At 60.8% G+C, this 19,870-nt stretch carries 21 protein-coding genes and 1 riboswitch; of the genes, 6 read left to right on the forward strand and 15 right to left on the reverse strand.

What is annotated here, in order from left to right; all coding sequences use genetic code 11:
- Nucleotides 1-8 precede the first annotated feature (8 nt).
- The 5 genes from AADW22_RS12760 to kdsA all read left to right on the forward strand — a co-directional run bounded on the left by AADW22_RS12760 (nt 9) and on the right by kdsA (nt 4,659).
- Complete coding sequence (locus AADW22_RS12760) at nt 9-365, forward strand: ArsR/SmtB family transcription factor (protein ID WP_407473855.1); 357 nt, start codon at nt 9-11, stop codon at nt 363-365.
- A gap of 12 nt (nt 366-377) precedes the next feature.
- Nucleotides 378-1,280 (forward strand): cation diffusion facilitator family transporter, encoded by a 903-nt coding sequence (locus tag AADW22_RS12765; RefSeq protein WP_407473856.1) that lies wholly within the window; start codon nt 378-380, stop codon nt 1,278-1,280.
- 202 nt (nt 1,281-1,482) lie between these two features.
- Entirely contained in the window at nt 1,483-2,142 is a 660-nt protein-coding gene (locus tag AADW22_RS12770) for an ABC transporter ATP-binding protein (protein WP_005849402.1), read from the forward strand.
- Nucleotides 2,120-3,829: a capsule biosynthesis protein gene (locus AADW22_RS12775; RefSeq protein WP_407473857.1), complete on the forward strand. Its 1,710-nt coding sequence runs from the start codon at nt 2,120-2,122 to the stop codon at nt 3,827-3,829. Before AADW22_RS12770 ends, AADW22_RS12775 begins: the two co-directional genes overlap by 23 nt.
- Nucleotides 3,826-4,659 (forward strand): 3-deoxy-8-phosphooctulonate synthase, encoded by an 834-nt coding sequence (gene kdsA, locus AADW22_RS12780; protein ID WP_407473858.1) that lies wholly within the window; start codon nt 3,826-3,828, stop codon nt 4,657-4,659. The genes AADW22_RS12775 and kdsA overlap by 4 nt, the downstream gene beginning before the upstream one ends.
- An 18-nt stretch (nt 4,660-4,677) precedes the next feature.
- Here the strand turns inward: kdsA and AADW22_RS12785 are convergent, their stop codons facing one another.
- From AADW22_RS12785 to trmB, 8 genes are all read right to left on the reverse strand, one after another.
- Nucleotides 4,678-5,322 (reverse strand): phosphoribosylanthranilate isomerase, encoded by a 645-nt coding sequence (locus AADW22_RS12785; RefSeq protein WP_407473859.1) that lies wholly within the window; start codon nt 5,320-5,322, stop codon nt 4,678-4,680.
- A 34-nt stretch (nt 5,323-5,356) separates the two neighbouring features.
- Nucleotides 5,357-5,707 (reverse strand): LapA family protein, encoded by a 351-nt coding sequence (locus AADW22_RS12790; protein WP_009825117.1) that lies wholly within the window; start codon nt 5,705-5,707, stop codon nt 5,357-5,359.
- Nucleotides 5,707-5,991: an integration host factor subunit beta gene (gene ihfB / locus AADW22_RS12795; RefSeq protein ID WP_005849411.1), complete on the reverse strand. Its 285-nt coding sequence runs from the start codon at nt 5,989-5,991 to the stop codon at nt 5,707-5,709. Before ihfB ends, AADW22_RS12790 begins: the two co-directional genes overlap by 1 nt.
- Before the next feature lie 275 nt (nt 5,992-6,266).
- On the reverse strand, nt 6,267-7,943 hold the full coding sequence (gene rpsA / locus AADW22_RS12800; protein ID WP_235183804.1) for a 30S ribosomal protein S1: 1,677 nt from the start codon (nt 7,941-7,943) through the stop codon (nt 6,267-6,269).
- A gap of 316 nt (nt 7,944-8,259) precedes the next feature.
- Complete coding sequence (locus tag AADW22_RS12805; RefSeq protein ID WP_407473860.1) at nt 8,260-8,637, reverse strand: rhodanese-like domain-containing protein; 378 nt, start codon at nt 8,635-8,637, stop codon at nt 8,260-8,262.
- A 92-nt stretch (nt 8,638-8,729) separates the two neighbouring features.
- Nucleotides 8,730-9,344 carry a d(CMP) kinase gene (locus tag AADW22_RS12810; protein ID WP_037944691.1) on the reverse strand — a complete coding sequence of 205 codons (615 nt, stop codon included), beginning with the start codon at nt 9,342-9,344 and terminating at the stop codon, nt 8,730-8,732.
- Nucleotides 9,344-10,696 (reverse strand): 3-phosphoshikimate 1-carboxyvinyltransferase, encoded by a 1,353-nt coding sequence (aroA, locus tag AADW22_RS12815; RefSeq protein WP_074634656.1) that lies wholly within the window; start codon nt 10,694-10,696, stop codon nt 9,344-9,346. Before aroA ends, AADW22_RS12810 begins: the two co-directional genes overlap by 1 nt.
- A 91-nt stretch (nt 10,697-10,787) precedes the next feature.
- On the reverse strand, nt 10,788-11,489 hold the full coding sequence (trmB, locus tag AADW22_RS12820; protein ID WP_235183805.1) for a tRNA (guanosine(46)-N7)-methyltransferase TrmB: 702 nt from the start codon (nt 11,487-11,489) through the stop codon (nt 10,788-10,790).
- A gap of 200 nt (nt 11,490-11,689) precedes the next feature.
- Between trmB and AADW22_RS12825 the strand changes: the two genes are divergently transcribed.
- Entirely contained in the window at nt 11,690-13,300 is a 1,611-nt protein-coding gene (locus AADW22_RS12825; RefSeq protein WP_289089414.1) for a BCCT family transporter, read from the forward strand.
- A gap of 66 nt (nt 13,301-13,366) precedes the next feature.
- On the opposite strand, the gene metK is transcribed toward AADW22_RS12825, so the two are convergent.
- The 7 genes from metK to AADW22_RS12860 form a co-directional block, all read right to left on the reverse strand.
- Nucleotides 13,367-14,551, reverse strand: a complete 1,185-nt coding sequence (gene metK, locus AADW22_RS12830) for a methionine adenosyltransferase (RefSeq protein WP_005849425.1) — start codon at nt 14,549-14,551, stop codon at nt 13,367-13,369.
- A gap of 4 nt (nt 14,552-14,555) precedes the next feature.
- Nucleotides 14,556-14,603: riboswitch (SAM-SAH riboswitch) on the reverse strand.
- Between the two features lie 8 nt (nt 14,604-14,611).
- A complete protein-coding gene (gene lnt, locus AADW22_RS12835) occupies nt 14,612-16,129 on the reverse strand; it encodes an apolipoprotein N-acyltransferase (RefSeq protein WP_407473861.1) in 1,518 nt (505 codons plus the stop codon).
- Nucleotides 16,129-17,037 carry a hemolysin family protein gene (locus AADW22_RS12840; protein ID WP_037944697.1) on the reverse strand — a complete coding sequence of 303 codons (909 nt, stop codon included), beginning with the start codon at nt 17,035-17,037 and terminating at the stop codon, nt 16,129-16,131. Before AADW22_RS12840 ends, lnt begins: the two co-directional genes overlap by 1 nt.
- 20 nt (nt 17,038-17,057) lie before the next feature.
- Nucleotides 17,058-17,582, reverse strand: coding sequence for an rRNA maturation RNase YbeY (ybeY, locus tag AADW22_RS12845; protein WP_037944698.1), 525 nt, complete (start codon nt 17,580-17,582; stop codon nt 17,058-17,060).
- A 67-nt stretch (nt 17,583-17,649) separates the two neighbouring features.
- Nucleotides 17,650-18,639, reverse strand: a complete 990-nt coding sequence (locus AADW22_RS12850) for a PhoH family protein (protein WP_009825126.1) — start codon at nt 18,637-18,639, stop codon at nt 17,650-17,652.
- A gap of 154 nt (nt 18,640-18,793) precedes the next feature.
- Nucleotides 18,794-19,105, reverse strand: coding sequence for a hypothetical protein (locus AADW22_RS12855; protein WP_005849430.1), 312 nt, complete (start codon nt 19,103-19,105; stop codon nt 18,794-18,796).
- A 15-nt stretch (nt 19,106-19,120) separates the two neighbouring features.
- Nucleotides 19,121-19,696 (reverse strand): OmpA family protein, encoded by a 576-nt coding sequence (locus AADW22_RS12860; RefSeq protein ID WP_005849431.1) that lies wholly within the window; start codon nt 19,694-19,696, stop codon nt 19,121-19,123.
- Nucleotides 19,697-19,870 lie beyond the last annotated feature (174 nt).

Genomic DNA, 19,870 nt, shown 5'->3' on the forward strand with positions numbered 1-19,870 from the left:
CTAAAAACATGAAAATGAATCCCGCCTCCCCCCATGATCTCGCCTTGGCTGCTGCGCGCTTTGCCGCGCTCGGATCAGAGCAACGTTTGCAAGTTCTCCGTTTGCTGGTGCGCGCAGGCCCTGACGGGCTGACCATCGGCACGCTGGGTGATCGCGCGGGCATCACCGGGTCGACGCTGACCCATCATCTGAAACTGCTTGTGGCCGCGGGGCTGGTGCGCCAGCAGCGGCAGGGGCGCAGCATCATCTGCGCGGCGGTATCCCATGATGCGGTACAGGATCTGTCCGAGTTCCTGATGACAGAGTGTTGCGCCGACGCCGCGGTCCCCTGCCCTGATCATCCCCACGGTAAACATCACAGATAGCGAAATCCCCCCATGTCACACGGTCACCATCATCACGTCGATCCCGACAGCGGCGACGGCAAGATTGCCCTCGCGGTGGCGATCAACCTCGGCCTCACGGTCGCGCAGGTCATCGGCGGGATCGTCGCGGGCAGTCTGTCGCTGATCGCCGATGCGCTGCATAACTTCAGCGACGCCATCGCGCTGATCATCGCCTTTGCCGCACGCAAGATCGCCCGCCGTCCAGCCAATGCAGATATGACCTTTGGCTACGGCCGGATCGAGGCGGTCGCGGCGCTGATCAACTATACCACCTTGATCGTGATCGGCCTGTATCTGGTCTATGAGGCCGCGATGCGCTTTGCCAATCCCGAACCCGTGGCGGGCTGGATCGTGGTGATCGTCGCCGGCTTCGCCTTGCTGGTAGATCTGGGCACCGCCGCGTTGACCTTTCGCGCATCGAAATCCAGCGTGAACATCCGCGCGGCCTTTTTGCACAATGTGGCGGATGCCTTGGGGTCGGTTGCCGTGATCGTGGCGGGGACGCTGATGATCCTGTTCGGCTGGGCTTGGGTGGACCCACTGGCCACGCTGCTGATTGCCGGATATATCCTTTGGCAATCCGCGACCGAACTGCCGCAGGTGGCGCGGATCTTGATGCTTGCCTCGCCCGATGCGCTGCGCACCGAAGACGTGATCGCGGCACTGCGCGACCAGCCCGGTGTTGCAGACGTCCATCATGTGCACCTGTGGCTGATGGAGGAACACGGCGCGGCCTTTGACGCCCATATCGTCGCCGAACTAGGCACCGACCCAAGCGCCCTGCGTCAAGCCTTGAAATCCTACCTGAAGTCCGAGTTCGATCTGAACCACGTCACGCTGGAGCTTGAGACCCAGGATGCCCATTGCCACGATGCCAAGGTGATCGGTCACTAACACCCGCACCCCTCGACCTTTCGTATAGCGCGCCCTGCAAACCATCGCCGATGGCACCGCCTTCGGGCGCGTGGGTCGTTTTGGCTCCTTGTAATTTCGGCCTCAACTACGACATAATATAGTCAAAATAGAGGGCTAGACACCTCCCAAGGCTCGGGAAACAGGGCGCGACATACCCGCAACAGCACCAATCGGAGCAGGCATGCTGGAATTCGACAACGTCTCCAAGTCCTTTTGGACTGGCACGCAACACAAGGTCATTCTCGACCATGTGTCATTTCGTGTGGATTTGGGGCATTCCCTTGGCATCCTCGCCCCGAACGGCACCGGCAAGACGACCCTTATCAATATGATGGCAGGGCTGGAAAAGCCGGACGAAGGTGAAATCAGACGCGGCTGCAACATCAGCTTCCCGCTGGGGTTCATGGGCGGTGTCGTCAACAAGGTTTCCGCGGTAGAGAATGCCCGCTATATTGCCCGTCTCTATGGGCTGGACCCTGACTACGTCGAAAGCTTTTGTCGCTGGCTGTGTGGGTTGGGGGAATATTTTGACCAGCCCGTCGGGACATATTCGGCCGGGATGAAATCACGGTTTTCGTTTTCACTGCTGCTTGCGCTTGATTTCGACATCTATTTGATCGACGAAGGCATGCCGAGCACCACAGATGTGGAGTTCAACCGCAAGGCGGGCGAAATTCTGCAAGAACGGCTGCGCACGACGACGATCATCATCGTTTCGCACCAAGCCGAGACGTTGGAACAATTCGCGCGGTCCGCTGCTGTCTTGCTTGGCGGAAAGCTACATATCTTCGACACCTTGGAAGAGGCCAAACAGCTTTATGACTACGAAACCCAAGGCTAGAAAATTCCGCATCAAACGTGCGACCCCTGCTGCGGCCCCAAAAGGAACCGACGCGGTCGAACGTGATGCCCCCGCGGCAGCCCCGCCAAAGCCGCAGGCCCCCGACGCGCCACGCGCTGCGGCTGCATCACGCGGCGAAGCACCGAAAGCTGCAGCGCCCAGCCAAGCTGCCGCAGCCTCCGCTGCGCGCCCGACCCCACCCACCGACGCCCGCAGCGGCGAGGTGTCATCGGCGACCGAAGTCAGCGGAGAGCAGGACATCGACGCGATCCGCCGCGAAGGGCTGACCGGCCGCCAGTTGCGCATGGCCCGTCGCGTGGCGCAAAAACACGGGCTTGCCCCGACATCTGACTTCGATGCGGTGCGGCTGCTGCGCGCCGAAGGGATCGACCCGTTCCAACGCTCCAACATGCTGGAACTGGTCGTTCCTCAGGACAAGCAATCCACCGGCACGGCACTGCAAAAAGGGCGCATCCAGCTTCCCCAGACAGTCCCTGCCGGGGGGCGCAATCTGCCCTCGACCGACGTTAATCCGATGGAACGCCGCATGCGCGAGATCTCGGACATCCAGCGTGACATCACCAAGCGCCGCCGTCGCAAGATGGGGCTGCTTATGGTGCGTCTGGCGTTCTTTGTCGGGCTGCCCACAATCATGGGCGGGTATTATTTCTACAACATCGCCACCCCGATGTATGCGACAGACAGCCAGTTCCTGATTATCCAGAACGAAGGCACAGGCGGGCTTGGCCCCCTTGGCGGGCTGCTGCCGACGCAATTTGCCAACTCCGCCGATAGTATCGCGACACAAAGCTACCTGCAGTCAAAAGACGCGATGCTGCGGCTGGACCGTGATGTCGGCTTTATGAAGCATTTCTCGGACCCCGCGATCGACCCGATCCAGCGGATGAGCCCCGATGCGTCGAACGAGGAAGCGTATAAACACTATAAGGACAACGTTAAAATCGGCTACGACCCGACCGAAGGCATGATCCGCATGGAGGTGATTGCCGCCGATCCCGAGGTCGCGAAAGACTTTTCCGAACACCTGCTGGAATATGCCGAAGAACGCGTGAACGCCCTGTCGCAGCAAAAGCGCGAAGATGGCATGCGCGACGCCCGCGAAGCCTTTGAGCAGACGGTCGCCAAACGCCGCGAGGCGCAGGAAGCGCTGATCAAGCTGCAGGTCGACAACGGGGTGGACCCGCAGGCGGTGATCGCGTCGATCCGCGGGCAGATCACCAATTATGAAACCTTGCTGCTGGAAAAAGAGCTTGAACTTGCCGCCCTGCTCGACAACCCGCGCCCGAACCGCGCCAAGGTGGACGGTGCCCAAGGCGACGTGCGCCGGCTGAGTGCGCAATTGGACAAGCTGAACGAACGCATGAACAGCGCGACCGAGGGCACCAACTCGCTTGCACAACAAGCGGTCAGCTTGCAACTGGCGCAGGCCGATCTGGCAGCGGCGGATGCCGCCTTGCAGGCGTCCCAGACCCAGATGGAGCAAGCCCGAACAGAGGCCAGCCGTCAGGTCCGATATCTGACCGTCGCGGTGCGTCCGGTGGCGTCGCAAAGCGCCTCATACCCACGCAAGTTCGAGAACACGATTTTGACATTCCTGATCTTTGCGGGCATCTACCTCATGCTATCGCTGACCTCCTCCATTCTGAAAGAACAGGTAACAAAATGACCCAAGTCACCGTTGGAAATGTCGTCATCGGGAATGATCGCCCGCTGACGGTGATCGCAGGCCCCTGCCAGCTGGAAAGCGAAACCCACGCACAGATGATCGCCGGCCAGATGAAAGAGGCATGCGATGCCGTGGGTGCCCAGTTCGTGTTCAAGGCAAGCTATGACAAAGCCAACCGCACCTCCCTTAAGGGTAAACGCGGGCTTGGCATCGACGAAGGTCTGGCTGTGCTGCAATCGGTGGGCAAATCCATCGGCGTGCCCGTCCTGACCGACGTGCATACCGAAGCGCAATGCGCCATCGCGGCCGAGGCTGTCGACATCCTGCAAATCCCCGCCTTCCTGTGCCGCCAGACCGATATGCTGCTGGCCGCGGGCAATACGGGAAAGGTCGTGAACGTCAAAAAGGGTCAGTTTCTGGCCCCGTGGGATATGCCCAATGTCGTCGCCAAGATCGAATCCACCGGCAACAAGCGTATCCTGCTGACCGAACGCGGCACCTCCTTTGGCTACAACACGCTGGTCGCTGACATGCGCAGCCTGCCGCAGATGGCGCAAACCGGATACCCTGTCGTGATGGACGCGACCCATTCAGTCCAGCAGCCCGGTGGGCAAGGTGGCTCCAGCGGCGGACAGCGCGAGTTCGCCCCCGTCATGGCGCGCGCAGCGGTCGCGATTGGCGTGGGCGCGGTCTTTATCGAGACCCACGAAGACCCGGACAACGCACCGTCGGACGGGCCGAACATGATCTATCTGGATCAGATGCCTGCGCTGGTTGCGTCGTTGATGAAATTCGACGCGCTGGCCAAGGAATACCCCCTCACCTTCTAAGGGGCCATCCTGCCAATACTAGACCTTCGCGGCGTTTCCGAATGCCGCGATCAGCCCCGCGTCCTTTACACCCGGCGCGCTTTCCACACCGGAAGAGACATCTACCTGACGTGCCCCGGTCATACGGGCGGCCTGAGCCACATTGTCAGGGGTCAGCCCCCCTGCCAGCATCCACGGCTTGTCCCATGTGCGATCTGCGATCAGACGCCAGTCAAAGGACAATCCATTGCCACCGGGCAGCGCTGCCCCTTTGGGCGGTTTCGCGTCGATCAGGATCTGGTCTGCCACGGCCATATAGGCATCAATCTGTGGCAGGTCATCTGCATCGGCCACACCGACCGCCTTCATCACCGGCAGCCCATAGCGCGCCTTGACCTCGGCGACACGCTCGGGCGTTTCCTTGCCGTGTAGCTGCAGCATATCAATAGGCACAGCCGCCGTCAGCGCGTCCAGAAAGGCGTCATCCGCGTTGACCGTCAACGCGACCTTACACAGCCCAATTGGCACCTCTATGGTCAGTTCAGCGGCTTGATCAATCGTGACGTGCCGGGGAGATTTTTCAAAGAAAACAAAGCCGACATAGCGCGCGCCAGCGGCAGCCGCCGCCGCAATATCCTGCGTGCTGCGCAAGCCGCAGAATTTCACGTGCAAATTTTGGGTCATCGGATACTTCCTGCGCTAAGGGGCGTAGGCCCGCTTAGCTTGCTTGATCCAGCAGCGCCAGAACCTCGTCCTGGTCCTGATATTTCTCGCCCTTCAGGCGTGCGACTTCACGTTCCAGGCGGCGCATTTCGCGGGCCTGACGTGCGGCTTCGGCACGCTGGCCGTATTCGCGGATCCATTCCCAGACGAAACCCACCAGCAGACCGGCGATGATGCTACCCAGAATGACAATAAACAGCGGCACCTGAATTTCAGGGTTCAACGCGAACCAGCCCGATACCTCGGTCGGTAGCAACTTCAGCGACACCATAGACCGGTTGGCCAAGGCAACCGCGATCAGTGCAATGGCGAAGATTGCGATGCAGAGGTAGCGAACATAACGCATTAGGAATTCCCGTTTAAACGATCTCTAAGCAGTTTACCGGTCTTGAAGAACGGCACGTGCTTTTCTTCTACATGAACCGTTTCCCCAGTGCGAGGGTTCCGGCCCACACGGGCGTCACGTTTTTTCACTGAAAAGGCACCAAAGCCGCGCAGCTCTACCCGATCACCGTCGGACATCGCGCCGGTGATCTCTTCGAAGATGGTATTTACGATCCGTTCCACGTCGCGCTGATAGAGATGGGGATTGTCGTCGGCAATCTTCTGGATCAGTTCTGACCGGATCATTTAACGTCCTCCGAGGTGCGCAATTAATGTCTTAACTAGATGGGACTATAGCAAACCAAACGCGTTCGTGAAGTCATGCATATTTCTATTATTGCGATTAAGTAGCGGGAAGTCGCTGTTTTCCAGTCATTTTTTAGTCACATTTCACGCAACCACCCGGAACAGCGCTGCCAGCCGCCCTTCCCTGCCCCTCGCCACAGATTGCGATTCGCAACGAAAAAGGGCCCCGCAGTCTGCACTGCGAGGCCCCTGATCTGTGCAACAAGCGCTAAGGCTTATTCGTCGCCTTTCAGAGCGGCACCCAGGATATCACCCAAGGATGCGCCGGAGTCAGAGGAGCCATACTGCTCGACTGCTTCTTTCTCTTCTGCGATTTCACGTGCTTTGATCGACACGCCCAGACGGTGCGCTTTCGCGTCAACGTTGGTGATGCGGACGTCAACCTTGTCACCAACCGAGAAACGCTCGGGGCGTTGTTCGGCACGGTCACGCGACAGATCGGAGCGACGGATGAAGGCTTTCATGCCTTCGTATTCGACTTCGATGCCACCGTCTTCGATGGAGGTCACGGTCACAGTCACAACGGAACCGCGCTTCACGCCGCCCACTGCTTCTGCGAACTTGTCGCCGCCCACACCTTTGATCGACAGGCTGATGCGTTCTTTTTCCACGTCAACTTCGGAAACAACGGCCTGAACCGTGTCACCTTTGCGGTAGTCCTGGATCGCTTCTTCGCCGCGCTGGTCCCAGCTCAGGTCAGAGAGGTGAACCATGCCGTCGATGTCGCCTGGCAGGCCAACAAACAGACCGAATTCGGTGATGTTTTTGACTTCGCCTTCAACTTCGGTGCCTTCTGGGTGTGTTTCAGCAAACACTTCCCATGGGTTGCGCATGGTCTGTTTCAGACCAAGGGAAACGCGACGCTTGGCGCCATCGATTTCCAGAACCATGACTTCGACTTCTTGGCTGGTGGAAACGATCTTGCCGGGGTGTACGTTCTTCTTTGTCCAGGACATTTCGGAAACGTGAACCAGACCCTCAACGCCTGGCTCCAGCTCAACAAATGCACCGTAATCGGTGATGTTGGTGACGCGGCCAGTGTGCGTGGATTCCAGCGGGTACTTGGCTTGAACCAGATCCCATGGATCTTCTTGCAGCTGTTTCATACCCAAGGAGATGCGGTGCGTCTCTTTGTTGATCTTGATGACCTGAACCTTGATGGTTTCGCCGATCGACAGGATCTCGGATGGGTGGTTCACACGGCGCCATGCCATGTCTGTGACGTGCAGCAGGCCGTCAACGCCGCCCAGATCAACGAAGGCACCGTATTCGGTGATGTTCTTGACCACACCGTCAACTTCCTGACCTTCGGTCAGGTTGCCGATCACTTCGGCACGCTGTTCGGCACGGGATTCTTCAAGGATTGCACGACGCGAAACAACGATGTTGCCACGACGACGGTCCATTTTCAGAACTTGGAACGGCTGCTTCAGACCCATCAGAGGGCCGGCATCGCGCACGGGGCGCACGTCAACTTGGGAACCGGGAAGGAAGGCAACTGCGCCGCCCAGATCAACGGTAAAGCCACCTTTAACGCGGCCAAAGATCGCGCCTTCAACGCGCTCTTCTGCGGCATAGGCTTTTTCCAGACGGTCCCAGGCTTCTTCGCGACGGGCCATCTCGCGCGAGATGACAGCTTCGCCACGGGAGTTTTCTACCTGACGCAGGAATACTTCGACTTCGTCGCCGACTTCCACTTTGGGTGCTTCGCCAGGCTCGGCAAATTCTTTCAGTTCAACGCGGCCTTCCATCTTGTAGCCTACGTCGATAATAGCTTGGCCCGCTTCGATCGCGATAACCTTGCCTTTGACAACAGAGCCCTCTTCGGGCGTGTCCATTTCAAAGCTTTCTTCCAAAAGTGCTTCGAAGTCTTCCATTGAGTTCATAGCCATGTAGCTTGATTTTCCTTTAGCATTTGGTTTCTGGCCGCGCGGTTGTCTCCGCCGGTCTGTGGTTAAAATTGTCATCCGCGATGGGATTCGATCCGCAAAACAAAGAGGGCCGGATGAAACCGACCCTGCCTGATATCTCGCGCCCGAAACGTGTATCCGCCCCTTAGACAGTCGCGCGTATAGCCCTGTTTCGGGGCAAAGGCAAGGGCCGGCACGGGTGAACCCCTGTTCATACAGCTTCATACAGGGCGATGTCAGCAAAAAGGGCAGACCGTAGCCTGCCCTTGTCCATTCGGTCATCCGCGTAGCGGCGCGATCAGCTTTCAGTCGGGCCGCCCGCCTCTTTCCAGCCGGGAAAACCGCCGATGTTGGTGACATTCGTATAGCCCATGTCGTGCAGCGTCTTACCCGACAGCGCGGCCTGACCGCCTGCGCCGCAGATCAGGTAAATCTCTGCGTCTTTTTCGAAGATCGGGTTATACATCTCTTCCTTGTTGGGATCGGCGCGGAATTCGATCATGCCGCGCGGCACACGATGCGCGCCCTTGATGGTCCCGCTTTTAGCGATGTCGCCGGAATCGCGCACGTCGACAAAGACGCCCTTGCCTTCGGCATGTTTCGCAATCGCGTCCTTGGCGTCCATCTTGGGGACAACGGCATTCGCATCGTCGAGATAGTCTTGAGCGGTCTTCATAGTCAGCACCTCTTGTTTATTCCTATCGTGCCCAGCCTATCGCCAGACACGTCTTAGTCCAACGTCAGGCACCGACATTCGTTCCGCCGCGTCTAGTCACCTCTACGTGCGGCCACCAGTTCGATGGCGCGGGCCACGGCTGTCTCGATATCCATGGTCGAGGTATCCATCAGCTCTGCATCCTCGGCGGGCTTCAGCGGTGCTTCGGCGCGGGTGCTGTCGCGGGCATCGCGGGCCTGCACATCGGCCAACACCCCTTCCAGCGTGACCTCGGCCCCCTTGGCGCTAAGCTCGGCAAAGCGGCGCTGTGCACGGACCTCGGGCGTGGCGGTAATGAATAGCTTGACCGGCGCATCGGGGCAGATCACCGTACCAATGTCGCGCCCGTCCAGCACCGCGCCCCCTGCCCGCATGGCAAAGCTGCGCTGGAAATCGACCAAGGCGGCCCGCACAGCCGGGATCGCAGCGGCGCGGCTCGCGGCCTCTGCCACGGCATTGGTGCGCAGCTGGTCATTCTCAAGATCATCGGCTTGCAGGGTCAGGGCGGCCTCTTCGGCGGTCATGCCCTCCAGCACTTTCGCCCCTACGGCGCGATAGAGCAGGCCGGTGTCCAGATGCGCAAAACCGAAATGCGCCGCAACAGCGCGCCCGACGGTGCCCTTGCCCGCCGCAGCCGGCCCGTCAATCGCAACGGTAAAGCCCAGCATCACGCATCCCCCCGCGTCACATCCGCGCCAAGGCGTTTCATCAGCGGTTCGAAGATCGGGAAGGACGTGGTGATCGGCGACCCGTCGTCCACACTGACAGGCGAGGTTGCGGCCATGCCAAGGATCATAAAGGACATCGCGATGCGGTGGTCCAGCTGGCTGGCGCAGGTGGCCCCGCCCGGCACGTTCCCGTGCCCCCGTCCGGTGACCGCCCACCAATCGGGGCCCTCGTCCACTTCGATCCCATTGGCGCGCAGCCCCTTGGCCATCGCGTCGATCCGATCGCTTTCTTTGACCCGCAGCTCTTTCACGCCGCGCATCATGGTCTGGCCCTGCGCAAAGGCGGCCACGACAGAGAGCACCGGATATTCGTCGATCATCGACGCCGCGCGCGCTGGCGGCACCTCGATCCCTTTGAGGTCGGGCGAGAATTTGGCGCGCAGGTCGGCGACAGGCTCGCCGCCCTCGGTCCGCTCGTTCTCATAGGTCAGATCGGCCCCCATCTCGCGCAGCGTGGTGAACAGCCCTGCCCGTGTCGGATTCAGCCCGATCCCCGGCACCAGCACGTCGGAGCCCGGCACAATCAAGGCGGCACAGACCGGAAACGCAGCCGAGGACGGATCGCGCGGCACATCAACATGCTGGGCCTGTAGCTCCGGCTGGCCGGTCAGAGTGATCACACGGCCCTCATCCGTGTCTTCCACCGAGATCTCGGCACCGAAGCCCGCCAACATCCGCTCCGTATGGTCGCGCGTTGCCTCGGCCTCGATCACGACGGTCTTGCCGGGGGCGTTCAGCCCTGCCAGCAAGACGGCGGATTTCACCTGTGCGGACGGCACTGGCACGGTGTAGCGCACGGGCACAGGGTCAGCCGCCCCCACGATGGTCATGGGCAGGCGTCCGCCCTTCCGCCCGACAGATTGCGTGCCGAACAAGGCCAGCGGATCGGTGACCCGCGCCATGGGGCGGCCGTTCAGGCTGGCGTCGCCGGTGAATGTCGCGGTGATGGGGGAGGTCGCCATTGACCCCATGATCAAGCGCACCCCCGTGCCCGAGTTTCCGCAGTCGATCACCCCGTCCGGTTCTGCGAAACCGCCCACGCCCACACCGCGCACAGACCAGTTGCCGCCGCCCATATTGGTGACTTCCGCGCCAAAGGCCTGCATCGCCTTGGCCGTGTCCAGCACGTCGTCGCCTTCAAGCAATCCGCTGATGGTGGTTTCGCCAATGCACATCGCGCCCAAAATCAAGGACCGGTGCGAGATCGACTTGTCCCCCGGCACCTCGGCCACGCCGGACAGCGGGCCGCAAGCGGTAGAGGTCATCGGGACGGGCGTGGCGTGGCTGGACATGGATAACCCTCAAAAAAACTTCCTGAAAGCCCGTCTTAAACCAGCGATCCCGCCCCGTCCATTGCCCGCGTTCTTGCCCGCGCCCGCCCGCTCAGGTCTTGCGGAAAGTCAGGTAGTGCGGCACGCGCCCCTCGCGCAGGGCTTTTTGTTCGTAGCGGGTGGAAATCCAGTCGCCCCAGGGTTCTTTCCAGTCGCCGGGGCGTTCCGCCAGCCATTCGAACCCGTGGCGCGGCACCTGCTCAAGCGTCTGGCGCACATAGTCTTCGATGTCCGTGGCAACGCGAAAGATCGCGCCGGGCTTGAGCACCTTTGCCAGCGGTTCAAGATGTTCCGGCGTCACAAAGCGACGACGGTGGTGGCGCGTTTTCGGCCACGGATCGGGGTAAAGCAGGAAAGCGCGGTCAATCGACGCCTCTGGCAGCACGTCAAAGATATCGCGTGCATCGCCGGGGTGGATCGCCACGTTATCGACACCCGCGCGGCGGATCTTGCCCAACAGCATCGCGACCCCGTTGATGTAGGGTTCACAGCCGATGATGCCCACGTCAGGGTTTTGCGCGGCCTGATGCACCATATGTTCGCCGCCGCCAAAGCCGACCTCGAGCCAGACGGGCTTGCCGCCAAACAGCGTCGGCAGGTCCAGCGGTGTACGGTCGGGGTTCGCGTCCCAATCGACAGGACCGGGCGACAGCGCCTCTAGATCCTCTTCGATATAGCCTTTCTGGCTTTGCTTAAGCGATTTGCCTTTAAGGCGACCGTAGAAATTGCGGCGGGGGCGTTCAGGATGTGTCATGGCGCTGGCTTTAGCCTGCGCGGGGGACGGGCGCAACATTTCGCGTAATCCTGCGCCGCAAAAGCCCACGCGCCCCCTGCGCAACGGCGGTGCCGCCCCTGTGAAGCGCAGCAAACCCGGAACGATCACAGGGACTTTACGTTGAGCCACAGGGTTCTACCTGACCAAGAACCGATAATAATGCAGCGGAGGACGTGCGAATGCGGGAACTGGCAAGCCGACTAGGACTACGAACGGACCCTACAATCTTCTTTGTTTCCGCCCTGTGTACCGCCCTATTTGTACTGGCTCTTGTCCTTGCCCCTGAACCGATCGGGGATGCTTTCGCCGCAGGCCGCGCCTGGATCGTATCGCATCTGGGGTGGTTCTTTATTCTTGGCGTCAACGTCTGGCTGGGCTTTCTGATCTGGGCCGCGATGAGCCGTCACGGCCATATCCGCCTTGGCCCGCGCGACAGCCGTCCCGAGTATACAAACCTGTCGTGGTTCACCATGCTTTTCGCGGGCGGCATCGGCACCGTGCTGATGTTCTGGGGCGTGGCCGAACCGATCAGCCATTTTTCGGACCCGCCCCTGCCCGGCGTTGAACCTTTCACGGAACAGGCCGCACAAGACGCCATCTCTATCGCCACATACCACCTTGCGCTGCACACCTGGACGATCTTCGCGCTGCCCGGTCTGGCCTTTGCCTATTTCATCAACCGCTATGATCTGCCCGTGCGGGTCAGTTCGGTCTTTTACCCGCTGTTGAAAGAGCGCATCCACGGCCCTTGGGGCAAGGCGATCGACATTGCGTCGATCCTCGGCACGCTGTTCGGCGTCGCGGTCTCGCTTGGGCTGGGGTCATCGCAGATCGCAGCGGGTCTGTCGGCGCTGTTTGGGTGGAACGACGGCGTGCCGCTGCAGGTCGGCATACTGACCGCGCTGACCGCCGTTGCCGTGGTGTCTATCGTGGCGGGGCTGGATAAGGGGGTAAAGCTGCTGTCCAACCTCAATATCGGCATGGCCGTGGCGTTGATGGTCTTTGTGCTGGTGACCGGTTCGACCCTGTTCCTGCTGCGCGGCATGGTCGAGACCTTTGGCCTGTACCTAAGCAACCTGCCACGGCTCGCCTTCTGGAATGATATGCTTGCCGATACCAATCCCGCGAATGGGGATTGGGGCTGGCAAGGCAGCTGGACGGTGTTCTACTGGGCCTGGACGGTCACGTGGTCGCCCTTCATCGGGCTTTTCGTCGCGCGGATTTCGCGGGGGCGCACGATACGGGAGTTCGTCTTTGGCGTGCTGCTGGCCCCGTCCCTGTTCACGCTGATCTGGTTCTCGATCTTCGGCTGGCAAGCGATGGAGATTGACGGCATCGGCACCGCCGCGCGCACGGCTCTTGGCGCGCAGGCCGGTTCGCTGAGCGCCGCAGTGGCTGACTCAGTCCCGCTTGCCATGTTCGCGTTTTTCGAAAGCTTCCCTTTCGCCGATATCGTGCAGGGTATCGCCGTGCTGGTGGTGGCGATCTTCTTTGCAACATCCTCGGATTCCGCGTCGCTGGTTGTCGACATGCTGTGCACCGGTTCGCCCGAACCCGGCCCCACCCGTCAGCGGGTGTTCTGGGGCGTGTCCGAAGGGCTGGTCGCGGCGATGCTGCTGATTCTTGCAGGTGATTTGGGGCTGACCGCCTTGCAACAGGTGATCACGGTCGTCGGCTTGCCGATCTTCCTGCTGGTCTTTGCGATGATCCCTTCGCTGATCAAGGGGTTCCGGACCGAAGATATCGACCACGTCTCTATCGGCAAACGCCCCGGCCTAGGGGATCTATAGCAGCCCCCATCAACGCAAAAGGGCAGCCCATCGGGGCTGCCCTTTCTTGTACCATGAAGCATGTGTTTACAGCGCGGCCTTCAGCGCATCGACCAGATCGGTCTTTTCCCAGCTAAAGCCGCCATCCGCTTCGGGCGCGCGTCCAAAGTGGCCGTAGGCCGCGGTGCGTTCAAAGATGGGGCGGTTCAGCTGCAGATGCTCGCGGATGCCGCGCGGTGTCAGGTCGATGATCTGGCGGATCGCCTTTTCAATCGCCGCATCCGTGACATCCGCGTCGCCCCCATAGGTATCGCAGTAGATCGACAGGGGTTTGGACACGCCGATGGCATAGCTCAGCTGGATCGTACACTTTTCGGCCAGACCGGCAGCCACGACGTTTTTCGCCAGATAGCGCGCCACATAGGCGGCAGAGCGGTCAACCTTCGTCGGGTCTTTCCCCGAGAACGCGCCGCCCCCATGAGGTGCCGCACCGCCATAGGTATCCACAATGATCTTGCGCCCGGTCAGGCCCGCGTCGCCGTCAGGGCCGCCGATGACAAAGGTCCCCGTCGGGTTCACCCACCATTCGGTGTCGGGCGTGATCCAGCCTTCAGGCAGAACCTGGGTGATATAGGGTTCGACGATGTCGCGGATGTCGGCACTGGTCTGGCCTGCATCGGCGTGTTGCGTCGACAAGACGATAGAGGACACGCCAACAGGCTTGCCGTCTTCATAGCGCACGGAAAGCTGGCTTTTGGCGTCCGGGCGCAATGTCGGCTCTGTCCCGTCTTTGCGCACCTCGGCCAGACGGCGCAGGATCGCATGGGCATAGTGGATCGGCGCCGGCATCAGCTCTGGCGTCTCGTTGGTTGCGAAACCGAACATGATGCCCTGATCGCCCGCGCCTTCTTCCTTGTCGCCTGACGCATCCACGCCTTGCGCGATATGCGCCGACTGCGGATGCAGCAGGTTGGTGATCTCGCAGGTGGCGTGGTGGAATTCATCCTGCTCGTAGCCGATGTCCTTGATGCAGGCGCGGGCGATGCCGTCGATCTTGCCAAGGTATTCATCCAGCTTGTCCTTGTTCGACAGGCCAACCTCGCCGCCGATGACCACGCGATTGGTGGTGGCAAAGGTCTCCGCTGCGACACGCGCTTCGGGTTCTTCGGTCAGAAAGGCATCAAGTACGGCGTCGGAAATCCGGTCGCAGACCTTATCCGGGTGGCCCTCGGAAACGGATTCCGAAGTGAACGTGTAGTTTTTGCGGGACATTTAGTGCTCCAATAGATTTCTTAGCCACGTCAGGAAGCCGTTGTGGCCGATTAACGGGGCTTAGCTTTGCCTGCCCCTTTGGTCAAACTTTAAGTTGCGTCGTCGGCGCAGGATAACAAGGGCAAACCCCGCCAAAGTGATGAAAAGAAACGGCCATTCTCCCCACCTGCTATAGGGTGTCGCAGGGCGTGGTGCGGGCAGAGGGGCATCCAGAAAGCCTGCCTCGTTCAGGGCCAAACTCTTTGTGATGCGGCCCCAGGGATCAATCATCGCCGAAACGCCCGTGTTGGCGACGCGTGCCATGGGCAGACCTTGTTCTATCGCGCGCATCCGGGCCTGAGCCAGATGCTGCAACGGCCCCTGCCCCTTGCCGAACCACGCATCATTCGTGAGCTGCATCAAGAACGCGGGCCGCGCCGGTGCAGCGTTGACGTCCCGCGCAAAGACGGCCTCGTAGCAGATCAGGGGCAGCGCCTGGCCCAAGGGCCCCAGATCCATCAGCGCGGCCCCCGGACCCGAGGAAAACCCGCTGCCAAACTGCGCCGCCATGCCGCGCAGACCGATACGGCCCAACAGGTCGCCAAAGGGGATGTATTCGCCAAAGGGCACGAGGTGGTGCTTGTCATAGGTCTGCACAACCTCGGCGTCTGGCCCCAGCAACACGGCCGAGTTGTAATAGGCCATGTCGTCGCGCCGCTGCACCCCCAGCACCACAGGCGTACCGGCGGCGGCTTCGCTGATATAGGTCAGCGCGCCATGGGCCAAATCAAGCGGCCACGCGATGGCGGTTTCGGACCAGAGTATCAGATCAGGCGCCGCATCCCCCTGCGCAGACGGCGCAGCTGTCAGCGCCAACTGGCGATCAAAGAATTCGGGGATTTTGACGGGGTCCCATTTGTCTTTCTGCGCCGCGTTCGGCTGCACCATACGGATCATATGGTCGGTGATCGGAGCGTCGCCCCCCCAAAAGGGCACCGTCAACGCCGCCACACCCAAGACCCGCGCGCCCCAGACAGCGCCCTGCCGCAGCAACGTGCCCCGCGCGCGCTGTACCACCGCCACAGCCAGCGCGACCAAGGCAAGGGTCATGCCGTAGGGCCCCACCAGCGCAAGCCCCTGCCCCGGCCAATGGTTGACCAAAGACTGAGAGAACATCCCCCACGGGAAGCCGGTGAACAGATAACCGCGCAGCATTTCCGCGGCGGGCAGGACGAAGATCAGCGGCCAGACCTGTGCCGACAACCGGCGGGACACGTAGAACGCCAAAGCCCAATACAAGGCCAAACCGCCCGTCAGCCCTGCCACAGCAAAAGGTGCCATCCAGGCATAGCGTTCAGGGTCGACCATGAAGGGCGAAACCAGCCACGACCAGCCATGCAAGAAATAGCCAAAGCCAAAGCCCCAGCCGAGCGCTGCGGCCTGCCGGGGCGTTGCAGCAGCACGGTATATCAACAGAACAGCCGCAAGTGCAGCCAGCAAGACCAACGGCAAATCATAGGGTGCCTGCCCAAAGGCCGCGACAACGCCCGCAAGCACCGCGGCCCCGAACCGCATCCAAGCGCCACTGCGCAAAGTCATCAGTGAGATCCGGCCATACGCACGCGCAAACGCTTGATCCGGCGCGGATCGGCGTCGATCACCTCAAACTCGGGGCCATCGGGATGCACGACCACTTCGCCACGCGCCGGCACCCGTCCCGACAGCATGAAGACCAACCCGCCGAGGGTGTCGATCTCTTCTTCGTCGACATCATCGTGGTCGGTCAGCGAATGGCCAATCTCGGCCTCGAAATCATCCAGAGGCGTCTTGGCCAGCGCAAGATAGCAGCCGGGCTTTTCGACCGTCCAGTATTTGCCTTCGTCCACGTCGTGTTCGTCTTCGATCTCGCCGATGACCTGTTCGATCAGATCCTCGATCGTGACCAGCCCGTCGACGCCGCCGTATTCGTCAATCACCAGCGCCATGTGGCGCCGTTCGGCCTGCATCTTGGTCAGCAAGACGCCAATGGTCATGGACGGCGGCACGAACAGCAAGGGACGCAGCATCGCCTGAAGGTCAAATTCGGTGTTTCGGCCATTAAATCCGTGGGTCAGAGCCAGATCCTTGAGGTGGGCCATGCCAACGGGGGTATCGAGCGTGCCGTCATACACCGGCAGGCGCGTCAGACCGCTATCCTTGAACACGCCGACCAGTTCATCCAGCGTCGAGGTCACCGGCACCGCGGTGATATCCGCCTTGGGCACCGCCACATCATCCACCCGCATCCGGCGCAGGTTCATCATGCCGCGGGTCGACAGTCTGTCAGTCTGTGCCGCAGTGATCTCCTCCTCTTCCTCGTTGTCTGACGCGCTGAGTGCGCCCATGACCCGGGAAAAGAAGCCACCGGATTTCGGGGTGTCTTCGGTTTCTTCGGCCTCGGAGGCCGGTATGATGTCTTCCAACTGCGCGCTCTGCGCCGCCTCAGATGATCCGTCTGTGTCGCCCATCGGGTCCTGTCTTTATGTGTTTAGGCAGGCGGTTGCACTGCGTCGTCTCTATATGGGTCATCCAACCCCAATTTGCCAAGTATTTCTACCTCTAACCGTTCCATCAGGGTCGCATCCCCGTCCCGTTCGTGGTCATACCCCAACAGGTGAAGCAGCCCGTGCACGATCAAATGGGTCACGTGATCGGCCATCGGGCGGCCTGCGGCCTCTGCCTCGGCGTGGCAGGTGTCAAATGAAATCGCGATGTCGCCCAGTTCCAGCATATTGTCGAACCCCGGCGTGACCGGCAGCGGAAGTTCGCCGTCGCGCGCGGCACCGCGTTCCTCGGCGGGCCAGCTGAGCACATTTGTCGGCGTGGGCTTGTCGCGGAAATCTGCGTTCAACGTGGCGATATGTGCATCGTCGCAGGCCAGCACCGTCACCTCGGCGGTGTCGGCATCCAGCGACAGATGCGCCAATGTGGCGCGCATCGCGCGGGGGCATAGGGTATCAAGGTCCAGACCGGCCCAACGGGGGTCTTCCTCCATCACGTCAAGCGCCTGCATCAGCGCCCCACCGGGGGCCAGCCCCCGGCCCCCCGGAGTTTATCTGGCAAAATGAAGCAGCCGGGCATCACGCGTGGCCTGCATCTGCTTCATAGGCTTCGATGATCGCGGCCACGAGCGGGTGGCGCACCACGTCTTTCGAGGTGAAGTAGTTGAAGCTGATCTTGGGGATCGTCTTGAGCAGCCGTTCCGCGTCTTGCAAGCCCGATGGCACGCCGCGTGGCAAGTCGATCTGGGTCCGGTCACCGGTGATCACCATCCGCGAGCCTTCGCCCAGACGGGTCAGGAACATCTTCATCTGCATCGAGGTCGCGTTCTGCGCCTCGTCCAGCACGACGAAGGCGTTGGACAGGGTGCGCCCGCGCATGAAGGCCAGCGGCGCGATCTCGATCTTTTTCTCTTCGATCAGCTTGGCCAGTTGCTTGCCGGGCAAGAAATCATTCAGCGCGTCATAAAGTGGCTGCATGTAGGGATCGACCTTGTCTTTCATGTCACCGGGCAGGTAGCCCAGCTTCTCCCCCGCCTCCACGGCAGGGCGCGACAGGATGATACGGTCCACATGGCCACCAATGAACATCGACACGCCGACGGCCACCGCAAGATAGGTTTTACCCGTACCGGCAGGGCCGATGCCGAAGGCCAGTTCGTTGTCGAACAGTGATTGCACATAGGCTTTCTGCGCAGCCGTGCGGGGTTCGACGCGTTTCTTGCGGGTCTGGATTTCGACGCCGCCCAAATTCGGCATCTCGATCTGGTCACCCGGGCGCACCCCCGTCCCAGCCGCTGAATCACCCATGCGTAGCAAACTGGTGACATCGGCGGGCTCCACACTGCGGCCGCCTTCCAACCGGGCATAAAGCCCTTCGAGCACTGAGGCCGCGCGGGTGGTCGCGTCTTCCTCTCCCATCACCGACAGGTGGTTGCCCCGACGCACGATCTGGACCTCAAGCGCCGTCTCTACGGCGGTCAGGTTGGCGTCATAGGGGCCGCAGAGATCGATCAGAAGCCGGTTGTCCGGAAATTCAAGTTGCTGCGCGTGAGAAGCGGGAGGCGTCATTGTGTCACTAGATGGCAAAGCGTTTTCCTAATTGGAGGTGTCTTTGGATTAATATGGGTCCCATATTCAAACTATGTACCCCTTTGAGCCGACAAAAAAGGGCCGGAGCGTAAAACGCGCCGGCCCGATCCTATGTGCAGGAGTGGTCGCAAGATCAGTTGGGATCTCGGACGCGCGAGCCGCCTTTGAAGTCGCCCGCCGTATATGTGGGCTGGGCCACGCCAGAGCAGACCGGCTTGCCGTATTTGTCCAGTCGCTGGCTCAGGTAGCCTTCGACGCCGTCGTCGATGATCCAGTGGTCGCAGCCATTGGGATCGACCCAGATGCCGGCCTGAAGCTGGCTCAGGTGCTTTTTGTCAAAGCCACGGTCGACGGTTTTATCGGCGGGATAGCCCCGGCCTTCGTAGTCAGCGCAGGCACCCAGTGTCAGGGCGCAGGCGGTGACCATCATAATCTTAGCTTTCATCACGTTACTGTCCCCTTAGCGAATGCAGATGATTTCGACGCGGCGGTTCTTGGCCATACCGCCCGCTGTGCCATTGGACGCCGCTGGCATCCGTTCGCCATAGCCGCGGACATCCGCAATGCGGGCCCCCGATTGCTGGGCGATGCTGGCAACCGCATTGGCACGGTTCAGCGACAGCTTCATGTTATAGGCATCCGACGCGCGGCTGTCTGTGTGCCCGCTGATGATATAGGACACGGCACCCGTGGTCTTGAAGAATTCAGCCAGACGGGCGCGGCCCTGCGGGTGCACACGGTAGCTGTCGGTGTTGAAAAACTGGTCCGTATTCATCACGCCGCAGACGTTACCCCGGCGGCAGACCGGAATACCCTGACGGGTGACATGCGGTGTCATATAGCCTTCGGCACCGTCATCCATGACCCAATGTTCACACCCATCGGGGTCAACCCAGATCGTTGGAATATACTGGCCCTTGTCGCGGCCCTGTTGAGATCTTGTTTGTGCATCGGCAGCAGATGCCTGAAGCACGAATGTTGCGGCAATCATCGTGCCCGCAAACAGCCGTAGCCCCTTGGAAATTGTATTAAACACAGCCCTCGTCCTTTTCTTACTGTCCCCCAGTCGGAAGACCCACAGATACCCCAGGCACCACGGTCGTCCGCTATATGTTGTGAGATTAAGAGGTAAACGCGCTTCTGTGAAGCGCGAATGCGGCCATATTTACTATATTACTGCCACACTTACGCCATTTTCCGGCCATTGCAG

Source organism: Sulfitobacter sp. PM12 (assembly GCF_045586035.1).
GTDB lineage: Bacteria > Pseudomonadota > Alphaproteobacteria > Rhodobacterales > Rhodobacteraceae > Sulfitobacter > Sulfitobacter pontiacus.

What these genes read in the sequence shown, in the direction of transcription:
- AADW22_RS12825 (WP_289089414.1), top strand. Translation starts at nt 11,690, where the DNA reads ATGCGGGAACTGGCAAGCCGACTAGGACTACGAACGGACCCTACAATC.
- AADW22_RS12785 (WP_407473859.1), bottom strand. Translation starts at nt 5,322, where the DNA reads ATGACCCAAAATTTGCACGTGAAATTCTGCGGCTTGCGCAGCACGCAG.
- rpsA (WP_235183804.1), bottom strand. Translation starts at nt 7,943, where the DNA reads ATGGCTATGAACTCAATGGAAGACTTCGAAGCACTTTTGGAAGAAAGC.
- AADW22_RS12790 (WP_009825117.1), bottom strand. Translation starts at nt 5,707, where the DNA reads ATGCGTTATGTTCGCTACCTCTGCATCGCAATCTTCGCCATTGCACTG.
- AADW22_RS12765 (WP_407473856.1), top strand. Translation starts at nt 378, where the DNA reads ATGTCACACGGTCACCATCATCACGTCGATCCCGACAGCGGCGACGGC.
- AADW22_RS12760 (WP_407473855.1), top strand. Translation starts at nt 9, where the DNA reads ATGAAAATGAATCCCGCCTCCCCCCATGATCTCGCCTTGGCTGCTGCG.
- AADW22_RS12850 (WP_009825126.1), bottom strand. Translation starts at nt 18,639, where the DNA reads ATGACGCCTCCCGCTTCTCACGCGCAGCAACTTGAATTTCCGGACAAC.
- AADW22_RS12840 (WP_037944697.1), bottom strand. Translation starts at nt 17,037, where the DNA reads ATGGGCGACACAGACGGATCATCTGAGGCGGCGCAGAGCGCGCAGTTG.
- AADW22_RS12770 (WP_005849402.1), top strand. Translation starts at nt 1,483, where the DNA reads ATGCTGGAATTCGACAACGTCTCCAAGTCCTTTTGGACTGGCACGCAA.
- AADW22_RS12810 (WP_037944691.1), bottom strand. Translation starts at nt 9,344, where the DNA reads ATGCTGGGCTTTACCGTTGCGATTGACGGGCCGGCTGCGGCGGGCAAG.
- kdsA (WP_407473858.1), top strand. Translation starts at nt 3,826, where the DNA reads ATGACCCAAGTCACCGTTGGAAATGTCGTCATCGGGAATGATCGCCCG.
- aroA (WP_074634656.1), bottom strand. Translation starts at nt 10,696, where the DNA reads ATGTCCAGCCACGCCACGCCCGTCCCGATGACCTCTACCGCTTGCGGC.
- metK (WP_005849425.1), bottom strand. Translation starts at nt 14,551, where the DNA reads ATGTCCCGCAAAAACTACACGTTCACTTCGGAATCCGTTTCCGAGGGC.
- ihfB (WP_005849411.1), bottom strand. Translation starts at nt 5,991, where the DNA reads ATGATCCGGTCAGAACTGATCCAGAAGATTGCCGACGACAATCCCCAT.
- lnt (WP_407473861.1), bottom strand. Translation starts at nt 16,129, where the DNA reads ATGACTTTGCGCAGTGGCGCTTGGATGCGGTTCGGGGCCGCGGTGCTT.
- AADW22_RS12855 (WP_005849430.1), bottom strand. Translation starts at nt 19,105, where the DNA reads ATGAAAGCTAAGATTATGATGGTCACCGCCTGCGCCCTGACACTGGGT.
- AADW22_RS12805 (WP_407473860.1), bottom strand. Translation starts at nt 8,637, where the DNA reads ATGAAGACCGCTCAAGACTATCTCGACGATGCGAATGCCGTTGTCCCC.
- ybeY (WP_037944698.1), bottom strand. Translation starts at nt 17,582, where the DNA reads ATGCAGGCGCTTGACGTGATGGAGGAAGACCCCCGTTGGGCCGGTCTG.
- trmB (WP_235183805.1), bottom strand. Translation starts at nt 11,489, where the DNA reads ATGACACATCCTGAACGCCCCCGCCGCAATTTCTACGGTCGCCTTAAA.
- AADW22_RS12775 (WP_407473857.1), top strand. Translation starts at nt 2,120, where the DNA reads ATGACTACGAAACCCAAGGCTAGAAAATTCCGCATCAAACGTGCGACC.